Source organism: Klebsiella sp. PK18, assembly GCF_057784655.1.
In genome coordinates this window covers 2,739,924-2,760,582 of the sequence record NZ_CM173493.1, presented here as the reverse complement: position 1 = coordinate 2,760,582, position 20,659 = coordinate 2,739,924, and the positions used below count along the sequence as shown (strand labels likewise).

General features: G+C 58.6%; 21 protein-coding genes. 12 read left to right on the top strand and 9 right to left on the bottom strand.

What is annotated here, in order from left to right; all coding sequences use genetic code 11:
* Window positions 1-48: 48 nt before the first annotated feature.
* Window positions 49-1,248, bottom strand: a complete 1,200-nt coding sequence (locus AC3EMD_RS13480; RefSeq protein ID WP_004190218.1) for a sugar transporter — start codon at window positions 1,246-1,248, stop codon at window positions 49-51.
* Window positions 1,249-1,449: 201 nt separating this feature from the next.
* On the opposite strand from AC3EMD_RS13480, the gene AC3EMD_RS13475 reads away from it, so the two are divergent.
* A complete protein-coding gene (locus AC3EMD_RS13475) occupies window positions 1,450-2,244 on the top strand; it encodes a PhzF family phenazine biosynthesis protein (protein ID WP_004179766.1) in 795 nt (264 codons plus the stop codon).
* A 45-nt stretch (window positions 2,245-2,289) separates the two neighbouring features.
* On the opposite strand, the gene AC3EMD_RS13470 is transcribed toward AC3EMD_RS13475, so the two are convergent.
* From AC3EMD_RS13470 to AC3EMD_RS13455, 4 genes are all read right to left on the bottom strand, one after another.
* A complete protein-coding gene (locus AC3EMD_RS13470; protein WP_004179768.1) occupies window positions 2,290-3,609 on the bottom strand; it encodes an MFS transporter in 1,320 nt (439 codons plus the stop codon).
* Window positions 3,610-3,672: 63 nt separating this feature from the next.
* Entirely contained in the window at window positions 3,673-4,623 is a 951-nt protein-coding gene (locus tag AC3EMD_RS13465) for a phosphoglycerate dehydrogenase (protein ID WP_004214797.1), read from the bottom strand.
* 85 nt (window positions 4,624-4,708) lie between these two features.
* Window positions 4,709-5,593: a dihydrodipicolinate synthase family protein gene (locus AC3EMD_RS13460; protein WP_014907630.1), complete on the bottom strand. Its 885-nt coding sequence runs from the start codon at window positions 5,591-5,593 to the stop codon at window positions 4,709-4,711.
* 14 nt (window positions 5,594-5,607) lie between these two features.
* The gene (locus AC3EMD_RS13455) at window positions 5,608-6,756 is read right to left on the bottom strand and encodes an iron-containing alcohol dehydrogenase (protein WP_302074169.1); all 1,149 of its coding nucleotides are present in this window, start codon (window positions 6,754-6,756) and stop codon (window positions 5,608-5,610) included.
* Window positions 6,757-6,930: 174 nt separating this feature from the next.
* Here AC3EMD_RS13455 and dtnK point away from each other — a divergent pair, with 174 nt between their 5' ends.
* From dtnK to AC3EMD_RS13440, 3 genes are read left to right on the top strand one after another with little or no spacing between them, the layout of a single operon-like run.
* The gene (gene dtnK / locus AC3EMD_RS13450) at window positions 6,931-8,166 is read left to right on the top strand and encodes a D-threonate kinase (RefSeq protein ID WP_302074168.1); all 1,236 of its coding nucleotides are present in this window, start codon (window positions 6,931-6,933) and stop codon (window positions 8,164-8,166) included.
* Window positions 8,159-9,145 (top strand): D-threonate 4-phosphate dehydrogenase, encoded by a 987-nt coding sequence (locus AC3EMD_RS13445; protein ID WP_302074167.1) that lies wholly within the window; start codon window positions 8,159-8,161, stop codon window positions 9,143-9,145. The genes dtnK and AC3EMD_RS13445 overlap by 8 nt, the downstream gene beginning before the upstream one ends.
* A gap of 1 nt (window position 9,146) precedes the next feature.
* Window positions 9,147-9,908, top strand: coding sequence for a DeoR/GlpR family DNA-binding transcription regulator (locus AC3EMD_RS13440; protein WP_002904489.1), 762 nt, complete (start codon window positions 9,147-9,149; stop codon window positions 9,906-9,908).
* 14 nt (window positions 9,909-9,922) lie between these two features.
* On the opposite strand, the gene AC3EMD_RS13435 is transcribed toward AC3EMD_RS13440, so the two are convergent.
* On the bottom strand, window positions 9,923-10,867 hold the full coding sequence (locus AC3EMD_RS13435; RefSeq protein WP_302074166.1) for an L-lactate dehydrogenase: 945 nt from the start codon (window positions 10,865-10,867) through the stop codon (window positions 9,923-9,925).
* Window positions 10,868-11,011: 144 nt separating this feature from the next.
* Between AC3EMD_RS13435 and AC3EMD_RS13430 the strand changes: the two genes are divergently transcribed.
* Window positions 11,012-11,494, top strand: a complete 483-nt coding sequence (locus tag AC3EMD_RS13430) for a GNAT family N-acetyltransferase (RefSeq protein ID WP_302074165.1) — start codon at window positions 11,012-11,014, stop codon at window positions 11,492-11,494.
* Here the strand turns inward: AC3EMD_RS13430 and ptrR are convergent.
* The gene (ptrR, locus tag AC3EMD_RS13425) at window positions 11,448-12,326 is read right to left on the bottom strand and encodes a putrescine utilization regulator PtrR (RefSeq protein WP_012968263.1); all 879 of its coding nucleotides are present in this window, start codon (window positions 12,324-12,326) and stop codon (window positions 11,448-11,450) included. The genes AC3EMD_RS13430 and ptrR overlap by 47 nt on opposite strands.
* Before the next feature lie 106 nt (window positions 12,327-12,432).
* Between ptrR and sad the strand changes: the two genes are divergently transcribed.
* From sad to AC3EMD_RS13390, 7 genes are all read left to right on the top strand, one after another.
* Window positions 12,433-13,818 (top strand): succinate-semialdehyde dehydrogenase, encoded by a 1,386-nt coding sequence (gene sad, locus AC3EMD_RS13420; protein ID WP_008804950.1) that lies wholly within the window; start codon window positions 12,433-12,435, stop codon window positions 13,816-13,818.
* 81 nt (window positions 13,819-13,899) lie between these two features.
* On the top strand, window positions 13,900-14,826 hold the full coding sequence (glsB, locus tag AC3EMD_RS13415) for a glutaminase B (protein ID WP_008804949.1): 927 nt from the start codon (window positions 13,900-13,902) through the stop codon (window positions 14,824-14,826).
* On the top strand, window positions 14,826-15,194 hold the full coding sequence (locus AC3EMD_RS13410) for a DUF4186 domain-containing protein (RefSeq protein ID WP_302074164.1): 369 nt from the start codon (window positions 14,826-14,828) through the stop codon (window positions 15,192-15,194). The genes glsB and AC3EMD_RS13410 overlap by 1 nt, the downstream gene beginning before the upstream one ends.
* A 114-nt stretch (window positions 15,195-15,308) precedes the next feature.
* Window positions 15,309-16,733 (top strand): GGDEF domain-containing protein, encoded by a 1,425-nt coding sequence (locus AC3EMD_RS13405; RefSeq protein WP_008804947.1) that lies wholly within the window; start codon window positions 15,309-15,311, stop codon window positions 16,731-16,733.
* Window positions 16,734-16,810: 77 nt separating this feature from the next.
* Complete coding sequence (locus AC3EMD_RS13400) at window positions 16,811-17,341, top strand: GNAT family N-acetyltransferase (protein WP_016160997.1); 531 nt, start codon at window positions 16,811-16,813, stop codon at window positions 17,339-17,341.
* A 113-nt stretch (window positions 17,342-17,454) separates the two neighbouring features.
* The gene (locus tag AC3EMD_RS13395) at window positions 17,455-18,906 is read left to right on the top strand and encodes a tagaturonate reductase (protein WP_302074163.1); all 1,452 of its coding nucleotides are present in this window, start codon (window positions 17,455-17,457) and stop codon (window positions 18,904-18,906) included.
* Between the two features lie 255 nt (window positions 18,907-19,161).
* Window positions 19,162-19,608, top strand: a complete 447-nt coding sequence (locus AC3EMD_RS13390; protein WP_012968261.1) for a GNAT family N-acetyltransferase — start codon at window positions 19,162-19,164, stop codon at window positions 19,606-19,608.
* 211 nt (window positions 19,609-19,819) lie between these two features.
* Here the strand turns inward: AC3EMD_RS13390 and AC3EMD_RS13385 are convergent, their stop codons facing one another.
* Window positions 19,820-20,200: a tautomerase family protein gene (locus tag AC3EMD_RS13385; protein WP_302074162.1), complete on the bottom strand. Its 381-nt coding sequence runs from the start codon at window positions 20,198-20,200 to the stop codon at window positions 19,820-19,822.
* On the bottom strand, window positions 20,191-20,511 hold the full coding sequence (locus tag AC3EMD_RS13380; RefSeq protein ID WP_008804942.1) for a carboxymuconolactone decarboxylase family protein: 321 nt from the start codon (window positions 20,509-20,511) through the stop codon (window positions 20,191-20,193). The genes AC3EMD_RS13385 and AC3EMD_RS13380 overlap by 10 nt, the downstream gene beginning before the upstream one ends.
* Between the last annotated feature and the right edge of the window lie 148 nt (window positions 20,512-20,659).

Genomic DNA, 20,659 nt, shown 5'->3' with positions numbered 1-20,659 from the left:
AAAAAAGCCCGCCGGCGCGATACCGGCGGGCTTTTTTGTGCGACGGAATCAGGAGTGGTGCGGCTGATGGTCTTCCAGCGATACCGGCCAGCGACGGAATATCATCAGCGACCAGACCAGCGCGACCAGCGCCGGAATGGCGCCGACGTAGCCGACGGAGGCCATGGAAAGATGCAGACTCACCTGGCTGCCGACCAGCGCCCCGGCGCCTATGCCGATATTAAAGATGCCCGAGAACAGAGACATGGCGACGTCGGTGGCATCCGGAGCGGAGGCCAGCACTTTCACCTGCATGCCGAGACCGATAATCATGATCGCCACCCCCCAGAAGATGCTGAGCAGCATCAGGTGCTGCGGGTTATGCGAGGCCGGCAGCAGCAGCAGCAGGCAGGCGAGCAGCAGGGCAATCGCCAGGCTTATCAGCCCCGACGCGTGCTGGTTACCGAGCTTACCGAACAGAATGCTGCCGATAATACCGGCCCCGCCAAGGATCAGCAGCAGTACGGTGGCAAAGTTGCCGCTCAGGCCCGCTACCGTCTGGACAAAGGGCTCGATATAGCTGTAGGCGGTATAATGAGCGGTCACCACCACCACGGTCAGAATGTACACGCTGACCAGCGCCGGGCGGCGGAACAGCACCGGCAGGCTTTTCAGCGAGCCAGAATGTTCGCTCGGCAGGGGCGGCAGCAGTTTTACGAGGCAGGCCAGGGTGGCTAACGCGCCGAGGCCGATCGCCAGGAAGGTCATCCGCCAGCCAAAATACTGGCCGATAATGCGCCCGATCGGAATACCAAACACCATCGCCAGCGCGGTACCGGTGGCGATCAGGCTCAGCGCCTGCGCCCGTTTGCCCGGCGGGGCCATGCGGATGGCCAGTGCCGACGTTATCGACCAGAACACTGCATGCGCAAAGGCGATACCAATGCGGCTGATCACCAGCACGTCAAAATTCCAGGCAAAAAACGACAGGACGTGGCTGGCGATAAACAGAATAAACAGGCCGATAAGCAGGCGCCGGCGCTCCACTTTGCTGGTCAGCAGCATAAACGGCAGCGACATTAACGCCACCACCCATGCGTAGATGGTCAGCATCATGCCCACCTGGGCGGTTTCCATGCCGAAGCTGTCGGCAATATCCGACAACAGACCGACCGGGGCAAACTCTGTGGTGTTAAAAATAAACGCGGCGATGGCCAACGTCACGACACGTAGCCACGCTACCTTGCGTGAGACCGTATTCGTAGTCATAAGCTCTGGACTGGTGATTCAGGGAAAGATGTGACGCTGATCTTAAAACGATTGTTGGCGAAAAGACAATCATTTTGTGATCTGAGTCTCATTTCATCGCAAGGGGCTGGGCGCGGTTAAGCGATTAATTTTGCTATGGATAGTGTCAAGGGAGCGCTTTTATGTCATGTTGAAGGAAAGTAAAAAAAGTAAGGACAGGGTATGCAGGAAATTCAATTTTATCTGGTCGATGCTTTCAGCGATAAAAACTTTGGCGGCAATGCCGCGGCCGTCTGCCCGCTCAGCGAGTGGTTAGCCGACGATGTGCTCCTGAAAATGGCCCAGCAGCATAATCAATCCGAAACGGCTTTCTTTGTCCGTACCGACGAGGGCTATGAGCTGCGCTGGTTTACCACACTCGCTGAGATCAATCTCTGCGGCCACGCGACCCTCGCCGCTGCGCACGTTATTTTCGAATATCTCGACCATCCTTCGGCGACGATTCTCTTTAGCACCCGTTTTGTTGGTGAGCTGCGGGTCACCCGCAATGGCGACTGGCTGACGCTCGATTTCCCTGCGTGGTCGACCTCTCCGGTGGAAAACCCGCCGGCGGATCTGCTGACCGGGCTAGGACTCGAGGCCGCCGTTGAAGTTCGGGAAGGGCGCGATTATCTGGTGGTGCTGGCGGATCGCCAGCAGGTTGAAGCGGTGCGACCGGATATGGCGCGGCTGCGAACGCTTGGCAAAATGATCTGCGTCAGCGCGCCGGATGAAGAGTATGACTTTGTCAGCCGCTTCTTCTGCCCGGGAGAAGGGGTGCCGGAAGATCCGGTCACCGGCTCCGCCCACAGCATGCTGATCCCCTGGTGGGGCGAAAAGCTGGGCAAAACCACCATGATGGCGCGCCAGGTCTCCGCTCGCGGCGGCGACCTGCGCTGCCAGTGGCAGGGCGACCGTGTGCTGATTAGCGGCCAGGCCACCACCTATATGCGCGGAACGGTTTACCTGCGAGGTTAACAATGTGTTTACGCCCGGTGGCGTCCTCTACCGGGCGGATTGGACTTAATGTTGTTCTGCGGCATTAAGGACGGGTGATTTTCCACCTTTGTCATTGATAGGTTCAATTTTACCCATCAGGAACAGGTAGTTGATTATCCCGATAACGACAAGAATGGCCGAGAAAATCAGTGCCCAGTTGAATGAGCCTGTCGCAGCAACGATCGCACCCGTAATGATAGGACCGACTGCGCCTCCCATATTCGAAACCGTATTTTGCAGCCCAGCGACAATTGAGACGCTATTTTTGGGTGCAACATCACCCGGTAAGGCCCAAACCTGCGATGCGGCGACCGTCGTGCCTGATTTTGCGACACACAAGAGAAAGACGGTCATAAACACAGAGTCGGTAAATGGTGCAAAGCCGATACAAAGTGCCATAAGCAAGCCGATAGTCAAAAACAGTTTACGGGTCGCTGTTAGAGACAGTACTTTCTTATGTACCAGACGATCCGAGGCCCAGCCAGCAAAAACTTCAATCACCATCCCGCATAATAAAGGCAGAGCGGCTACCATTCCCATTTTAATAAAATCCATACCTTTTTCTTTTACCAGGTAAGTAGGGAGCCAGGTAATAAAAAAATAGGAGGTATAATTGATGGTAAAAAAGCCGATGCACATTGCCCAAATGTTACGATAACGCAAGAGCTTATACCATTTCATGGGCAATACAGTTTTGTCGCCGTGATGTTGTTTTTGGCCATCACGAATAATACGCACTTCTGAAGGACTGATGCGTTTGTGTTCTTCCGGGTTTTCAGCATAGATAAAATACCAGGCGATAACCCATAAAATGCCCACACTGCCGATAATCAAAAAGGTCAGTCGCCAGTCAAAGGTGTAGATCATCCAGACGATAAGCGGCATGGCAATCGCCCCGCCAAATTTTGACGCACTATCGAAGAGTCCGGATACGGTGGCACGTTCTTTATCCGGAAACCAGCGTGCGGCGATCCCTGCGTTGCTGGGGTAGGCGGCGGCCTCGCCAACACCTAAAGCCAGACGCAGTGCCAGAAGTGATTTAAAACCCGTGGCAACACCCATCATCGAGGTGGCAATTGACCACCAGGCGACGGCTAAACCAAGACCTTTTTTCTGACCAAAACGATCGGCGAACCACCCAGCGGGGATCTGTAATAACGAGTATGACCAAAAAAAAGCCGCCATGATAAACCCCATCATTTCGGGGTCGAGTTTCAGTTCATCGATTAAATGTGGGGCTGCGGCAGATAATACTGTCCGGTCGATATAGTTGATGGCAATAGCCAACCACATTAACCCGGCTATCCACCAGCGAATACGAGTAGTGTTAGCTGTCGTGTTCATATATTCGGCTCTAAGTAGATGTTCGTTATATTGGTGGGAATGGCATGCTTCCCACCTCGTTATTTACAGCGAATTCATAATGTTTTCAGGTCGTTCACCACGACAGACGCAGGTAATAATATTGTTGACGCAGCGCGCGCTAATATTGCTAATTGCGCCATCCGTATATCCAGCAATATGAGATGTTGGCGCAAAATTCGCCAGGCTAAATAAAGGGTGCGTAGCGCAAGGTTCCTCGAGAAAAACGTCAGCTGCGGCTCCGGCGAGGTGTCCTGATTCTAGTGCTTCATACAACGCTTGTTCATCAACAATACCGCCTCTGGAAACATTGATCAGGAATGCCCCTGATTTCATCTGCTGTAGCCGGGCGGCATTAAACATATTTTCAGTTTCCGGGGTTAAAGGGGTATGCAGGCTAATAAAATCACTTTGCGCCGTCAGGGTATCCAGTGAGACATATTCAATCTGGTGTTGTTGTGCAAATTCTCTGTCTGGCCAGGCGTCGGTGGCGAGCACTCGCATATTGAATCCGCGCGCACGTCGCGCCACTTCCTTACCGATATGGCCTAAACCGACGATCCCCAGGGTTTTGCCATACACATCAGTGGCAAAAATACGAGGCCAGTTGCCTGCTTTCGTTTCACTGATTGCCTGATAAATCTGGCGGGCAGTATTGAGAATTAAGCCAAAAGCAAAATCGGCCACCGCATGCTTGTTGGCATCAGGAACGTTAGTGACAAAAATTTTGCGCTGACGTGTAGCGTTAAGATCGATGTTATCCACACCAACGCCGTGTTTGCAGACAATTTTTAACCTCGGGGCCTTTGCCAGCAGCGATTCATTGATGTCGGTGAAGGCGACAATCATCGCTATGGCATCAGGCAGATGCTGAGCCAGCATCTCTATAGAGGCATCGGCAGGCAACATGACCAGTTCAAGATCGGCCTCTTTCAGTGCCGAAATGGGCGCATCGTCGTATTTGGCGAATGAGGGCGAGGTGCAAATTACTTTCATAACCGTTTCCTGTTTACTGGCGACAATGAGCGTCGCAAATACAAGACCTTGCCCCAGCCAGTGATGGCCGGGGCGGATACGTAAATTAGTGAAGGTAGGTGTTAATGATATTTTTAATCTGCTGCAGCTGGTGGTCACTAAACTGCACCGCGTAGCGGCTGTCGCCCACCTCGTGACCCATTAGCTGCAGGGCTTTCTTCACCGCCGCAGGCGAGAACGCCACTTTATACAGATCGGTGCGCAGGCCCGTTACCTGCTCCTGGGCCTGGCGCGATCCGGCGATATCCCCGGCGTGAAAGCGCGACCAGATGGCGTTAATTTCAGCGGGGGCGACGTTGGCAAGCCCCGAGATGCAGGCCGAGCAGCCGTCGACAAATCCCTGATGGATAAGCGAGTCCGGCCCGTTCAAAACGTCGAAACCGTCGATATCGCGCACCGCGTCGAGAAAGCCTTTCAGGCTGTCGTAGCTGCCGGCGCTATCCTTAATGCCGACGATATTCTCGTGGCGGGCCAGCTGGCGCGCGGTCTCCGGGGCAATAGTGTTGCCGGTGCGGGCGGGAATGTTGTAAAGAAAGAGCGGGACGCTCAGCGCGTCGGCGATCGCCGTATAGTGGTTAATCAGCTCTTCCTGCTTCAAGGGCACGAACCACGGGGTAATGGCCGATACCGCGTCAACTCCGAGGCGGGCGATCTGCTGGCCCAGCCGGCGCGTCTCCCGGGTGGAAACCTCCCCAATATGGGCCACCACCGGCGCGCGACCGGCCGCCTCTTCCACGCAGGTTCTGGCGATGGCGATCTTCTCCTCCTCATTGAGGACAAAAAACTCGCCGTTGGTGCCGCCGCAGAAAATACCGTTGCCTGCGGCGAGCTGGCGCTGCACCTGCTGGCGTAGCGCCGGCAGGTTAAGCGCTCCCTCGGCGGTAAAGGGAGTGACAATGGCGGTGAGTACGCCGCTAATAGCTTTCCTCATTTAACTTTCTCCTGTTAGGCATGTTCTGGATACAGCGTTTGGTAGATGGCCGCGATCTCTTCGCGGCTGACGCTGCATGGGGCATTGTTCATCAGGCGTTTGACGTTTTGCGCCGCTGCGCTGAGGGCGGAAATACTCTCCTGAGGCACGCCTAGCGCGGCCAGGTTGTCCGGCAGCGGCAGTCGTTTGACCAGCGCCGCCAGCCATGCGACCAGCGCATGGGATTTCTCTTCCGCGCTGAGCGTGCGATCTGCATCGGGGATCAGGTCCCAGACTTGAGCGAACTTCGCCACCGCGTGAGGGCGGACCACCCGCATGCAGGGCGCCAGCAGAATGGCGTTGGCCACCCCGTGCGGCAGGTGCCAGGTACCGCCAAGCGGATAGGAGAGCGCATGCACCAGGTGAGTGCCGGCATAGTTGATCGCTGCGCCGCCGTACCACGAGGCCCAGAGCATCTCCAGCTTCGCCGTCAGATCCTGCGGCTGATCCACCGAGCGTTCGATATGCCGCACCAGCTTGTGTAAACCGATTAACGCCGCGTTGTCGCTCACCGGATTGGCGACGGTGGAGGTAAAGCACTCCAGCAGATGACACAGGGCATCGATGCCGGTCGACGCCGCGATGCTGGCCGGCATGCTGGTGGTCAGCTCCGGCAGCAGGGCGACATAGTCCGGCAGCAGCACCGGGGAGATGATCCCCACTTTGGTCTGCTGCTCGGGGATCGCCAGAATGGCGTTCGGCGTCGCTTCGGAGCCGGTGCCGGCGGTGGCCGGGATCAACAATGAGCTAATCCGTCGTTGCGGCAACTCGCCTGCCAGCATGGCCGTCAGAGAGGGCGCCTCAGTATGCAGGAGCACCGAGAGCAGTTTCGCCACATCCAGTACGCTCCCCCCGCCGATGCCCACGATCATCTGGGGCTGACTGGCGCCCAGTTGGCTGACAATCTGCGCCACATCGTGATGGCTGGGCTCTGCCGGTACTGTGTCAATGACCTCAACCTTACGCCCTTCGGCCGCCAGCAGGCGATGGATCGCCTGGGTCGCTTCCAGCGCGCCAACGTTCTGGTCGGTCACCAGCAGGATGCGGGTTTTACCTGACAACAGCGGGAGCAGGGCCGTTGAGGCGCCAGCCCCGCTGATGATTGTGCTGTGTATCGTCGCCACGCGTTTCTCCTTGGTAGTAATTGATTGAATTCAATCATTCATAAATCTTGCCACTCGTCTGATGGGGAAAAGTTATAATTTATACGGCAGCTTAATAACTTGAGCTTGCTCACATTTAATCAAATATGATTGAATATAATCAATTTAAGATTTTATCGACTACAAGGCAGGACAATGAACGACGGCAATAACAGAGTGCTGGTGCTGGCGGATGACTTTACCGGGGCCAATGACGCCGGGGTCAGCCTGGCGGAGGCGGGTATGTCGGTGGAAGTGGCCTTCACCGCCGGACAGCCATCAACCGCCCGGGCATTAATTCTCAACAGCGACAGCCGGGCGATGAGCGCCGCGGCGGCGGCGGACAAGGTCGCCGCTCTGCTGCGCGGCGCGGCGACATTCGTCCCGCACTGGCAGGTAAAGAAGATTGACTCCACGCTGCGCGGTAATCCCGGCGGCGAACTGGAGGCAATGATGGCGGAGCAAGGCTGCCGGATGGCTGTGGTGGCCCCGGCTTATCCGGCAGCCGGGCGGCATACCCGGGACGGGCGCTGCTATGTGCATGGTGTGCCCCTCGATCAGACCGAATTTGCCAGCGATCCGAAAACGCCGGTGAGCCGGGCGGAGATTAGCGAAATTATCGCCATGCAGAGCCGTCTTCCCTGTCTGACCCTGAACGCTGGCCAGCTTCCGGCGGCATTAGCGACGGCGGGCGAGGAGAAGCGAGTGTTGATTGTCGACGCCTGGGAAGACAGCCATCTGGACCAGGTGATCGACGCCGTTGCGCCCCATGCGCGGGAGACCCTGCTGGTCGGCTCGGCGGGTCTCTGCGAGGCGCTGGCTCGCCGCCTGCGCCGCAGCGAGCAGGGCCCGCTGCTGGCGGTGGTCGGTTCGATGAGCGAGATGGCGCAGCGTCAGGTTGCTGCGCTGCAGGTCCATTCCCGAGTACGGGTGATTGAAATTGATGTCGAACAGACCTTCAGCGGATCGCCAAAGGAGGAAGCTTCTCGGATCGCCGGGGCGCTGCGTGAGGGTCATCACTGCGTGGTGACCACCCGCCCGAATAACGCCGCCCGGCACGGGATTGAAGCCCAGTGCCGCGAACATGGCCTCACCCGCGCGGCCTACGGGGAGCACATCTGCGCCTGGCTTGCCGACGTCGCGGCGCAGGCGGTGGCGCTGTGCCCACCGGGCGCCCTGTACCTCTCTGGCGGCGATGTAGCCATCGCCGTCGCGCACGCGCTCGGCGCCACCGGATTTCAGATCCGTGGGCGGGTGGCGCAGTGTGTGCCTTACGGGCACTTTCTCGGCGGTCGCTGGTCACGGCCGGTGATGACCAAAGCAGGGGGATTCGGCACCGACACTACGCTGTTAAATGTTGTGAATTTTATTGAGGAGAAACTGAGTGTCTAACATGATTGCAGTGACAATGGGCGACCCGGCAGGGATTGGTCCGGAGATTATTATCAAATCCCTCGCCGAGGGGGCGCTGAGCGGCGCGCCGGTGGTGGTGGTGGGCTGCGCGCAGACGCTGCGGCGGATCCTGGCGCTAAATATCACACCGCGGGCGGAGCTGCGCATTATTAACCATCCCGCCGAGGCGAGTTTCTCCCCAGCGACCATCAACGTCATTGATGAACCACTCAGCGACCCGCAGGGGCTGCGCCCTGGCGAAGTCCAGGCCCAGGCAGGGGATCTCGCGTTTCGCTGCATCAGGCGGGCGACCGCGCTGGCGCTGGAGGGCGCGGTCGCGGCCATCGCTACCGCGCCGCTTAATAAAGAGGCGCTGCATCTCGCCGGGCACGCTTATCCCGGCCATACCGAACTGCTGGCCCACCTGACGCAGACTACCGATTACGCCATGGTGCTCTATACCGAGAAGCTTAAGGTTATCCATATCACTACCCATATTTCCTTGCGCCAGTTCCTCGATACCCTAAACCAGCCGCGGATTGAGACGGTGATTGGCGTGGCGGATCGCTTTCTGCGCCGCGTCGGCTATCCGCGTCCGCGCATCGCGGTCGCCGGCGTTAACCCGCACGCCGGGGAGAACGGCCTGTTTGGCGATGAAGAGATCCGTATCGTCGCCCCGGCGGTCGCCGCCATGCGGGCGAAGGGAGTGGAGGTGACCGGCCCCTGTCCGCCGGACACGGTGTTTATGCAGTGTCACGAAGGTATGTACGACATGGTGGTGGCGATGTACCACGATCAGGGGCATATCCCGCTGAAGCTGCTCGGGTTCTATGATGGGGTGAATATCACCGCCGGGCTGCCGTTTATCCGTACCTCCGCGGATCATGGCACTGCGTTTGATATTGCCTGGACAGGTAAAGCGAAGTCTGAGAGCATGGCAACCTCCATTGAGCTCGCCATGCACATCGCGCAGGAATAACATGAAGGGATATAACCGGTTAGAGCAGATTATGGACTTCCTGAAAAGCCATAATCTGGTGACAGTCGACCAACTGGTGGCGGCGACCAACGCCTCGCCGGCCACCATTCGCCGCGACCTGATCAAACTCGATCAGGAAGGGGTGATCAGCCGAACGCACGGCGGGGTGACGCTGAACCGGTTTATTCCTTCCCAGCCGACGACGCTGGAGAAAGCCCAGCGCAGTCCGCTTGAGAAGCAGGCTATCGCCAGTGCGGCGGCAGCGCTCGTGAAAGCCGGCGACGCCATTGTGCTTGACGCCGGCACCACCATGATTGAGCTGGCGCGGCAGATCACCCATCTGCCGCTGCGGGTGATCACCAGCGATTTACATATCGCGCTGTTCCTATCGGAATTTAAGCAGATCGAAGTGACGATTATCGGCGGGCGCATCGATGACAGCAGCCAGTCGTGCATCGGCGATCACGGCCGCCGCCTGCTGCAGACCATCTGGCCCGATCTCGCCTTCGTCAGCTGCAACGGCTGGGACCTTGAGAAGGGGATCACCGCCCCGACGGAGGAAAAGGCCGCCCTGAAGCGCGATCTGATGGCCAATGCCCGGCGGCGTATCCTGCTGGCGGACAGCTCCAAATACGGCGCCTGGTCACTGTTCAACATCGCTCCGCTGGCGTCGTTGACCGATATCGTGACCGACGCCCACCTGCCGGATAAAACCCGCGAGGCGCTGGAGACCCTTTCCCCGCAGCTGATCATTGCCGACTGACTCGCAGGCTGCCGTCAGGGCAGACGGGCGATATTGGCCTTGATCACCGCGATCGACTGGCTGAAATTCGCCTGCTCTTCGCCGGCCAGCTGCAGTTCAATGATCTGCTTCACGCCACCCTGGGCCAGCACCGCCGGCACCCCAGCCGCCGCGCCGCTGACCCCGTACTCGCCGTCAAGAATGCAGGAGACCGCCAGCGCGCGGTGGCTGCCGGTGAAGATATTGCGGCAGATCTCGGCGATGGTGCCTGCCACGCCATATTCGGTGCAGCCTTTACCCGCGTAGATCTCAAACCCCAGTTTTCGTACTTTTTCGGCCATTGCCTCGCGGTCGAGCGGGTGGCCAGTGCGCTGCTGGTAGAGGTCGGCGATCGGCGAGCCATACACCGAGGAGTGTGACCATACCGGAAACTGGGTATCGCCATGCTCGCCGAGGATAAAGGCGTCGATGCTCTGGGCGCCAATATCCAGTTCCTGCGCCAGCAGGCGACGCAGGCGGGTGGTATCCAGCCAGACGCCGGTGCCCAGCACCTGGCTGCGCGGCAGGCCGGAAAGCTGCCATACCTGCCAGGTGATGATGTCGCAGGGGTTGGTGGCCACCAGAAAGATGCCGTTAAATCCGTTGGCCATCATCGTCGGCACAATGCTCTTCACAATCTTCGCGGTGGAGGTTAGTTCATCCAGCCGGCTCTGGCCGGGGCGCAGCGCGCCGCCGGAGACGGTGATCACCGCGATATCGACATCGGCGCAGTCGCTGGCCTCGCGGGTGGAGATGGTCATCATCCCCGGCAGGTAGGCCGCGGCGTCGCTCAGGTCCTGAGCGTGGGCCTCAGCGCGCTGTTGGTTAAGGTCGACGAGGATCAGCTCCTCGCAAATGCTCTGGTTGAGCAGGGCGTAGGCCGCCGACGCGCCGACATTGCCGGCGCCAATAATCATCACTTTACGGGCTTTGGTGTGCATATTCAGATCTCAAGTACGAACGGCAGGGGATAAAATTACTGTGTTTCAGTGGGTTAGCGCAATAGGCGGGCGGCAATATAAGTTAATGCTATGTCGGGAAAAGCCGCCGGCCGCGCTACAGTGGGGTAAAAAAGGAGCTCACCTATGTACACCATCACCGACATCGCCCCTACCGACGCCGAATTTATCGCCCTGATTGCCGCCCTCGACGCCTGGCAGGAGACCCTCTACCCGGCGGAGAGCAACCACCTGCTGGACCTTAGCCAGCTGCCGCCGCAGACGGTCATCGCCCTGGCGATCCGCAGCCCGCAGGGCGAGGCCGTTGGCTGCGGGGCTATTGTCCTCAGTGAGGAAGGTTTTGGCGAGATGAAGCGGGTCTATATCGATCCGCAGCACCGCGGACAGCAGCTGGGAGAAAAGCTGCTGGCGGCCCTGGAAGCGAAAGCGCGTCAGCGTGACTGTCATACGCTGCGGCTTGAAACCGGTATCCATCAGCATGCGGCCATCACCCTCTACACGCGCAACGGCTACCAGACCCGCTGCGCGTTTGCGCCGTATCAGCCCGATCCGCTCAGCGTGTTTATGGAGAAACCGCTGTTTGCCGATCTTCGTTCAGCAGCGCTATAAACGCCTCCAGCTGGCGGGTTTTGGCGCCCCGGCGCCACACCAGCCAGGTGGTTAACCAGCGCCACTCTTCGGCCAGCGGCCAGGCGGAAACCTGCTGATGACCGGGCATACTCTCCAGCATACTGCGCGGGATCAACGCCAGGCCCGCGCCGGCGATCACGCAGGCCAGCATCCCATGGTAAGACTCCATCTCGTGGATCCTGCCCGGGGTTGCTCTGTCGGCATGGAACCAGCTCTCAAAATGCCGGCGGTAGGAGCAGTTGGCGCGAAAGGCGTAAACGTTGGCCCCGTTCACTTCGCTGGCGCGGGCGATGGGCGCGTGGCCGTACGGGGCGACGATCATCATCTCTTCCGGGAACACCGGCAGCCCCTCCAGACCCGGATGCACCAGCGGGCCGTCAACGAACGCGGCGCTCAGGGCGCCCTCCAGCACGCCGTCGATCATCGTCCCGGAAGGGCCGGTGGAGAGCGCCAGGTGAATTTTCGGGTAGCGCTGATTAAAGTGGGCCAGGGTGGTGGGGATCCGTACCGCCGCGGTGCTCTCCAGCGAACCAAGAGAAAACAGTCCCTGGGGTTCATCGCCTGCCACCACCATCCGCGCCTCGTCCACCAGGGCGAGGATCTGCTGGCTGTAGCGCAAAAAGCTGTGTCCCGCAGGCGAGAGGCGCAGGCGCTGGTTCTCGCGGATAAACAGCTCTACGCCGAGGTCTGCTTCCAGCTGGCGGATGCGGGTGGTGAGGTTGGACGGCACGCGATGCACTTTCTGCGCCGCCTGGGTAATGCTGCCGGTGGTGGCGACAGCGTTAAACATCTCTAGCTGAGTCAGGTCCATACTATTCTTCTTTTGTGAATACGTTGCTTAATATTATTCATTTTCAATGAATGGAAAGGTAAGCCAGAATACGGTTACTTCGCAAGCAACGAGAGAGAGAATAACGATGAATTTATCTGCAACGCACGCGGTTTCCGTCAACCCGACTACCGGTGAGGTGGTCTCCTCGCTGCCCTGGGCCAGCGAACGCGAGGTCGATGCGGCTATCGCTCTCGCCGCGGCAGGCTATCGCCAGTGGCGTCAGACGCCGCTCGCCGAGCGCGCTGATGCGCTGCGCCGCATCGGGGCCGCGCTGCGCGCCCGCGGGGAAGAGGTGGCCCAGATGATCACCCTCGAGATGGGCAAGCCGATCGCTCAGGCGCGCGGCGAGGTGGCGAAATCCGCCAACCTCTGCGACTGGTACGCCGAGCACGGCCCGGCGATGCTGGCGACGGAAGCCACCCAGGTGGAAAATAACCAGGCGGTGATTGAGTATCGTCCGCTGGGCGCCATTCTGGCGGTCATGCCGTGGAACTTCCCGGTCTGGCAGGTGCTGCGCGGCGCGGTGCCGATCCTGCTGGCCGGCAACAGCTACCTGCTGAAGCATGCCCCGAACGTGATGGGCAGCGCCCGCCTGCTGGGCGAGATTTTTGCCGCCGCCGGCCTGCCGGATGGCGTGTTCGGTTGGGTGAACGCCACCAATGACGGCGTTTCGCAGATCATCAATGATGACCGCATCGCGGCGGTGACCGTCACCGGCAGCGTCCGCGCCGGCAAGGCGATTGGCGCCCAGGCGGGGGCGGCGCTGAAGAAATGCGTGCTTGAGCTGGGTGGCTCCGATCCCTTTATCGTGCTCAACGATGCCGACCTGGATGAGGCGGTGAAGGCCGCCGTCACCGGTCGCTATCAGAACAGCGGCCAGGTGTGCGCCGCGTCGAAACGCTTCATCCTCGAAGCTGGCATTGCCGACGCGTTCACCCGCAAATTCGTCGACGCCGTGGCGGCGCTGAAGATGGGCGACCCGCGCGATGAGCAAAACTACGTCGGGCCGATGGCGCGTTTCGACCTGCGCGATGAACTGCACCAGCAGGTAACGGCGACCCTTGATGAAGGGGCAACTCTGCTGCTGGGCGCGGAAAAAATCGAAGGAGCGGGCAACTACTATGCGCCAACGGTGCTGGGCAATGTCACCGCCGGGATGACCGGTTTTCGTCAGGAGCTGTTTGGTCCGGTAGCAACCCTGACCACCGCTCGCGACGCTGACCATGCGCTGGCCCTCGCCAACGACAGCGAGTTTGGTTTGTCGGCAACGGTCTATACCACCGACGAGGCGCAGGCCCAGCGCTTCGCCCGCGAGCTGGAGTGCGGCGGCGTCTTCCTCAACGGCTACTGCGCCAGCGACGCCCGCGTGGCCTTCGGCGGCGTGAAGAAGAGTGGTTTTGGTCGCGAGCTGTCACATTTTGGTCTGCACGAGTTCTGTAATGCGCAGACCGTCTGGAAAGACCGTCGCTAATCAACGTTAGCCCCCTGACGACCGTCGTCCACGTCTGCTATACTCGCCCACCAAATTTCGATGGTGGGCAAGGAGCTGCATGTGGCGGCGGTGATCAATAACGCAATGCTGGAAGCCATTCTGGCAGAAATCAGGCCGCTGATTGGCCGCGGTAAAGTGGCGGATTACATTCCGGCGCTGGCCAGCGTCAGCGGCGATAAGCTTGGCATTGCGATCAGTACGGTAGACGGGCAGCACTTCGCCGCCGGCGATGCGCATGAACGTTTTTCCATCCAGTCTATCTCCAAGGTATTGAGCCTGGTGGTGGCCATGAACCACTATCAGGAAGAGGAGATCTGGCAGCGGGTGGGGAAAGATCCCTCCGGCCAGCCCTTTAACTCCCTTTTGCAGCTGGAGATCGAGCAGGGCAAACCGCGAAACCCGTTTATCAACGCCGGGGCGCTGGTGGTCTGCGACATGCTGCAGAGCCGGCTAAGCGCCCCGCGTCAGCGGATGCTGGAGATTGTCCGCCGCCTGAGCGGCGTGGCCGATATCGCCTACGATCCGGTGGTGGCCCGCTCTGAGTTCGAGCATTCGGCGCGCAACGCCGCCATCGCCTGGCTGATGAAATCCTTCGGTAACTTCCATAACGACGTCGCCACCGTGCTGCAGAACTATTTCCACTACTGTTCGCTGGAGATGAGCTGCGTTGAGCTGGCGCGAACCTTCCTGTTCCTCGCCGATCGCGGTATCGCCCCGCACCTGGAGGCACCGGTTATCGCGCCCATTCAGTCCCGTCAGGTGAATGCCCTGATGATGACCAGCGGCATGTACCAGAACGCCGGCGAATTCGCCTGGCGCGTTGGCCTGCCGGCGAAATCGGGCGTCGGCGGCGGAATTGTGGCGATTGTGCCGCAGGAGATGGCGATCGCCGTGTGGAGCCCGGAGCTTGATGACGCTGGGAACTCGCTGGCCGGCGTGGCGCTGCTGGAAAAACTGACTCAGCGGATGGGGAGGTCGGTGTTCTGATGGTTGAGCAGGATCGGTTGTTTGCCCGTCTGGCGCGCTCGAAGTTTCGTTCACGCTTTCGACTCGGGGTCAAAGAGCGGCAATACTGTCTTGATAAGGGGCCGGAGATCATCGACCAGCACGCTGCGGATTTTATCCGCCAGCGGCTGGCGCCCGCCGAACCGATGAACGACGGTAAGCAGACGCCGATGCGCGGCCATCCGGTATTTATCGCCCAGCATGCGACCGCCACCTGCTGCCGCGGCTGTCTGGAAAAATGGCACGCCATTCCCCACGGCCGCGCGCTGAGCGAGCAGGAGCAGCGCTATGTGGTGCAGGTGATCCATCACTGGCTGGTGCTGCAGATGAACGGCCCGTCTGTGCGGTAATCTGCATTTGATCGGCGCCGGAGTATGCCTGATAAATATTCTCATGTTATGATAATCCGCTAACTAATTATTAACATAATAATTGCCTGAAACAATTAGACGGATAATTACTGAATGTCTTCACTGTCGATTCGGTCATTTACGCTGTTTCGTGAAGAGCAGCCCGTGCGCGACGCACTGGTATTGTTCACGTTAACGCTACTACTGCATTTTCTGGGGGCCATGCTGCGCCTGGTGCAGGAGCTCTCATTCTTCTGGCCGCTCAATGCCGTGATGGCCGGGATCTTTGCGCGCTATGTCTGGCTTAATCGCAGCTATTTTTATGCCGTCTGTTTTGCGGCAATGCTGGTTTATGACGGACTCACTTCGCGCTGGGGGATGGGCTTTGCCTCATTGCTGATTAATTTCTCCAATATTGTCTTTATTGTGGTGCTGGCGCAGCTGGTGCTGTGGGATAAGCGACGCGCCGACTCCATGCCCGGCCCGATTAATGCGCTTAATTTATTCTGTTTTTGCCTGTTTGCCGCCTTATTGTGCGCCGCCGTCGGCGCCCTGGGGTCGGTGGATGTTGAACGCGCCACCTTTATTCCCCAACTGGCAGACTGGTTTAGCGAACAGTTCTCGACAGCGGTGCTGATCCTGCCGTTTATTCTGACCCTGACGTTGCCTTCGGCATTAAGCGGTTTTCGTTTTCGCCAACTGCTGCCCGCGCTGGCGCTGGTGCTGTCGATAGCCCTCGGCGTGGCGGTGGGCGGCGCCGGCAGCATTACCTTCCCGTTGCCGGCCCTGATCTGGTGCGCCGTTCGTTATCCGCTGCCGCTGACCTGCCTGTTAACCTTTCTCACCGGCATCAGCGAGATATTGCTGGTCGCCAACTCGTTAATTCACTTTTCGCCGGATGCGCGAATGCAGCCGTGGCAGCTGTTCTCCACCCGCCTCGGCATTGCCGCTATGCTGATTAGCCCGGTGATTGTCGCTTCCAGTGTCGAAGCGATTAACACGCTGGTGAAACAGCTGGCCCTGCGCGCCGATTTTGATTTTCAGACCCGGGTGTATTCCCGTTCCGGACTGAGCGAGGCGCTGAAGCGTCAGGCGTTGCCCGCCGATAAGCTGCTGACGGTGATGGTGCTGGATATCGATGGCTTCAAACGGGTGAATGATGCTCTGGGCCATGAAGGCGGCGATTGCGTATTGACCCAGTTTGCCCAACAGGTTCGGCAGCTGGTGGACGAGCAGGGGATGGTTGCCCGCATTGGCGGTGAAGAGTTTGCGGTGGCGGCGGTCGTCGACAGTACCCAGCAGGGCTATTTACTGGCGGAAAAAATCCGCCATGGGGTGGAGTCGCAACCCTTCGGCCTGGGGCAGAATCCAATCCACCTGACCATCAGCATGGGGCTGGAGACGCGCGAGGTGGGGCACGCTCGCATCACGGAGCTGTTTAACCAATTGCTGATGGCGGCAGACGAGGAGATGGTCAAAGCCAAACAGACCGGTCGCAATCGCATCTGTATGCCAGCGCTAACCGAAAGTGCACCATAAGAAAATCCTATACGGAATCCGCTTGTGTTAATTTTTGGTTAAAAACATAGTGATGTGGTCAATTACAGGGAGCTTCCATGACCACATCCTTTTCACTGCGCACGCTGTCGCGTGACGATATTCTGCACCACCTCCCGGCATTAAGCGATATCCTGGCAAGCTGCGTCAACGGCGGCGCCTCGGTAAGTTTTATGCTGCCCTTTAGCGCGCAGACGGCCACCACTTTCTGGCAACAGACCGCCGACAGCGTGGCGGCCGGCGAGCGCATCGTACTGGTGGCCCTCGACGCCAGCGAGCAACCCATCGGTACCGTGCAACTTATTACCCGCCAACCGGAAAACCAGCCCCATCGTGCGGATGTCGCCAAACTTTTGGTTCACCAAAATGCCCGTCGCCAGGGGATTGCCAACGCGCTGATGAGCGAGCTAGAGCATGTTGCCCGACAGGAAGGGAAGACGGTGTTGGTGCTGGACACGGCAGCCGGTAGCGGGGCGGAGCAGTTCTATGTCCGCTGTGGCTGGGAAAAAGTGGGGGAAATCCCGCGCTATGCGCTGATGCCTGACGGAGAGATGACCGCCACCTCACTGTTCTATAAGTTTTTGCCCTGACGGTCGCTATTGCAGAATGCTTTGATCAAAACGGGGTTTCACTGGTAGAAAAACCTGATAACTTATTGGACCAATTACTCAGGTTGTATGACTACTATTAGAGGGAACCCATTGTGAAAACATTAAACCGTCGTGATTTCCCCGGCGCGCAGTACCCTGACCGTATCATCCAGTTTGGTGAAGGCAACTTCCTGCGCGCATTCGTTGACTGGCAGATAGATCTCCTCAACGAGCATACCGACCTGAATGCGGGCATCGTGGTCGTCCGTCCTATTGCGACGGATTTCCCGCCTTCACTGAGCACCCAGGACGGCCTTTACACCACCATTATTCGCGGTCTGAACGAGCAGGGTGAGGCGGTGAGCGACGCGCGTCTGATCCGCTCGGTCAACCGGGAGATCAGCGCTTACGCTGACTTCGACGCTTTTTTACGTCTGGCGCATAACCCGGAGATGCGGTTTGTCTTCTCCAATACCACTGAGGCGGGCATCAGCTACCATGCCGGGGATCGTTTTGACGACGCGCCGCCGGTCAGCTATCCGGCGAAACTGACGCGTCTGCTGTTTGAACGCTACCAGCATTTCGCCGGTGCGACCGACAAGGGATGGGTGATTATTCCCTGCGAACTGATCGATTATAACGGCGAGGCGCTGCAGGCGCTGGTGCTGCGCTATGCTGCTGAGTGGCAGCTGCCGCAGGCCTTTATCCGCTGGCTGACCTCAGCGAATACCTTCTGTTCAACGCTGGTGGATCGCATCGTAACCGGCTATCCGCGTGATGAAGTGGCGGCCCTTGAGGCACAGACTGGCTATAAAGATGCCTTCCTTGATACCGCCGAGCATTTCTACCTGTTTGTGATCCAGGGGCCTGCCTCGCTGGCGGCCGAGCTGCGTCTCGATAAACTGCCGCTGAATGTGCGCATTGTGGACGATATCAAGCCGTATAAAGAGCGCAAAGTGGCGATCCTCAACGGGGCGCACACCGCGCTGGTGCCGGTGGCCTTCCTGGCCGGGATCGACACCGTGGGTGAGGCGATGAACGATGCGGAGATTTGCGCGTTTGTCGAAAAAGCGATTTATGACGAGATTATTCCGGTGCTGGATCTGCCGCGCGATGAGCTTGAGTCATTTGCCAGCGCCGTGACCGGGCGCTTCCGTAACCCGTATATTAAACATCAGCTGCTCTCGATTGCGCTCAACGGCATGACCAAATACCGCACTCGCATTCTGCCGCAACTGCTGGCAGGGCAGCAAAAGAGTGGGCAACTGCCGCCGCGGCTGACTTTTGCCCTGGCAGCGCTGATCGCCTTTTACCGGGGAGAGCGGGAGGGTGAAAGCTATCCGGTACAGGATGATGCGGAATGGCTGACGCGATATCAGACGCTGTGGGCCCGGCATCGCGATCGCCAGATGAGCACCCGCGAGCTGGTGACTGCGGTACTCAGCGTAGAGGCTCATTGGGAACAGGACTTGAGCCAGATCCCGGGGCTGGTTGAGCAGGTGACTGCCGACCTCGATGCTATCCTGTCTCGTGGTATGCGCGATGCTGTACAGCCCTTGTGCTGATAGCAGACGTCATTCACCCGGCTGCGGCCGGGTTTTAAAGCCCCTTAATTAGTTACAACATGCTTTTTTATCACAGCTATCAAGCCGGTCGGTCACTCCGCTGCAAAAAAGCCTTTTAGTGCCAAATCGCCCCCTGCAAGGAGAGAATTGCCGCTATGCCGCTTGAACATGTGGCTGCACAGGAAAATAATGGTTCGAACCCATTTTCCCTGCCAATGTTCGCAGGCTAATTCATTCATCTGTAAGGAAACTCGCATGGTCATCGATATCCGGGAAATACGGCCGCACGACAAAGCCGAATGGCTTAATCTCTGGGAAGGCTATACCCGCTTCTACGGCAGCCCGCAGCCGGAAGAGGTGACCGAATGCACCTGGCAGCGAATGCTGGACATGAACTCCCCGGTGCTGGGCAGGGTGGCTGTGGTCGATGATACGGTGGTGGGGTTCGCCATCTGCATTCTTCACGAGGGAACCTGGGTCACCACGCCAATCTGCTATCTGGAGGATCTGTTTGTCGATCCTGCCTTCCGTGGACAAGGCATTGCCAGAACAATCATTAAGTCGCTGCAAACCGAAGGGGCAGACAAAGGCTGGTCACGGTTGTACTGGCATACGCGCCGTGATAATCCCGCCCGTCATCTGTATGATGAGTTTACCCCGGCTGACGATTATGTGCGCTACAGGATCACGCTTGGGTCCTGAAGCGGTAAGAGGTTGTTAAGCTTTTCCCGCTATAACAGGGGAAACCGGCTCAGGAGAAGCAACGATGGAAAAACGTCTCGACACAGTGGTCAATCTGATTATGTTTCTTTCACTATTGGCTACGGCCTGGGATCTCTCACTGGTGCATCATCTCGCCTGGTAGCAAATAATATAGTGCTGAAACGCGGCGCCTCATGCGGCGCCGCCGGCGTTATTCAATAGCCATCCTCCCTGCGCTAAAACTCCAGTCCTCCTGCTGATTAAACTGAATAACCACCATCAGGTCCTGCGGGCTGACCGCCATCTCATCGTCTAACCGCGCACAGAGCCGACGATAAAGCCCCTGTTTCTGCGCCCGGCTGCGCGGTTTACCGGCGAAAATATGAAACAGCACGAAGCGGGCGCTGCGTCCGTCGCTGAGGTAGTTCGGGTCGTAAATGCGCTGCTCGTCGGCGGCCTGCTCGATAAACTGAAATTTATCTGCTGACGGCACGTCGAACTCTGCCACCAGACACTCATGAAAGAGCGCCGACAATTGAGCAAACTCCGTGGGACGCCAGGCCGTGCCAAGCGATATGCGGGTCAGGGGCATGGTGTCTCCTGCTCATTCAGACAGGTCAGGGCGCTGGCCGCCGCTGGCCAGCCGGCATAGAACGCCAGGTGGGTGAACAGCTCGACGATTTCGGCCTGGCTCAGGCCATTTTGATAGCCGAGAGCGATATGCCACGGCAGTTGCTGGGTTTTACCCAGCGCCGTCAGGGCAGAAAGGGTGATCAGGCTCCGTTCGCGGGGCGACAGATCGCGGCGAGCCCAGATATCACCAAACAGTACCGTTTCGGTCAGTTCGGCCAGTTTTGGCGCAATGGCGGCCAGGGTGTTGCGATTAACAGCGCTATTTTCCACAGTGACTCCCGTTATTGGGTGTTGAGATGGCAATCACTGTCGCATGCCGGGAAAGAGGTTGAATATCGCGATGTTCAGGATGTTTCATCCTGATAAGCAGGACGATTTTTCGCCCTGTTTTCCATACCCATTACCACGCTTACGAGCT

What these genes read in the sequence shown, in the direction of transcription:
- AC3EMD_RS13465 (WP_004214797.1), bottom strand. Translation starts at nt 4,623, where the DNA reads ATGAAAGTAATTTGCACCTCGCCCTCATTCGCCAAATACGACGATGCG.
- AC3EMD_RS13400 (WP_016160997.1), top strand. Translation starts at nt 16,811, where the DNA reads ATGACCACATCCTTTTCACTGCGCACGCTGTCGCGTGACGATATTCTG.
- AC3EMD_RS13440 (WP_002904489.1), top strand. Translation starts at nt 9,147, where the DNA reads ATGAAGGGATATAACCGGTTAGAGCAGATTATGGACTTCCTGAAAAGC.
- AC3EMD_RS13480 (WP_004190218.1), bottom strand. Translation starts at nt 1,248, where the DNA reads ATGACTACGAATACGGTCTCACGCAAGGTAGCGTGGCTACGTGTCGTG.
- AC3EMD_RS13435 (WP_302074166.1), bottom strand. Translation starts at nt 10,867, where the DNA reads ATGCACACCAAAGCCCGTAAAGTGATGATTATTGGCGCCGGCAATGTC.
- dtnK (WP_302074168.1), top strand. Translation starts at nt 6,931, where the DNA reads ATGAACGACGGCAATAACAGAGTGCTGGTGCTGGCGGATGACTTTACC.
- AC3EMD_RS13470 (WP_004179768.1), bottom strand. Translation starts at nt 3,609, where the DNA reads ATGAACACGACAGCTAACACTACTCGTATTCGCTGGTGGATAGCCGGG.
- ptrR (WP_012968263.1), bottom strand. Translation starts at nt 12,326, where the DNA reads ATGGACCTGACTCAGCTAGAGATGTTTAACGCTGTCGCCACCACCGGC.
- AC3EMD_RS13390 (WP_012968261.1), top strand. Translation starts at nt 19,162, where the DNA reads ATGGTCATCGATATCCGGGAAATACGGCCGCACGACAAAGCCGAATGG.
- AC3EMD_RS13385 (WP_302074162.1), bottom strand. Translation starts at nt 20,200, where the DNA reads ATGCCCCTGACCCGCATATCGCTTGGCACGGCCTGGCGTCCCACGGAG.
- AC3EMD_RS13460 (WP_014907630.1), bottom strand. Translation starts at nt 5,593, where the DNA reads ATGAGGAAAGCTATTAGCGGCGTACTCACCGCCATTGTCACTCCCTTT.
- sad (WP_008804950.1), top strand. Translation starts at nt 12,433, where the DNA reads ATGAATTTATCTGCAACGCACGCGGTTTCCGTCAACCCGACTACCGGT.
- AC3EMD_RS13430 (WP_302074165.1), top strand. Translation starts at nt 11,012, where the DNA reads ATGTACACCATCACCGACATCGCCCCTACCGACGCCGAATTTATCGCC.
- AC3EMD_RS13405 (WP_008804947.1), top strand. Translation starts at nt 15,309, where the DNA reads ATGTCTTCACTGTCGATTCGGTCATTTACGCTGTTTCGTGAAGAGCAG.
- AC3EMD_RS13475 (WP_004179766.1), top strand. Translation starts at nt 1,450, where the DNA reads ATGCAGGAAATTCAATTTTATCTGGTCGATGCTTTCAGCGATAAAAAC.
- AC3EMD_RS13410 (WP_302074164.1), top strand. Translation starts at nt 14,826, where the DNA reads ATGGTTGAGCAGGATCGGTTGTTTGCCCGTCTGGCGCGCTCGAAGTTT.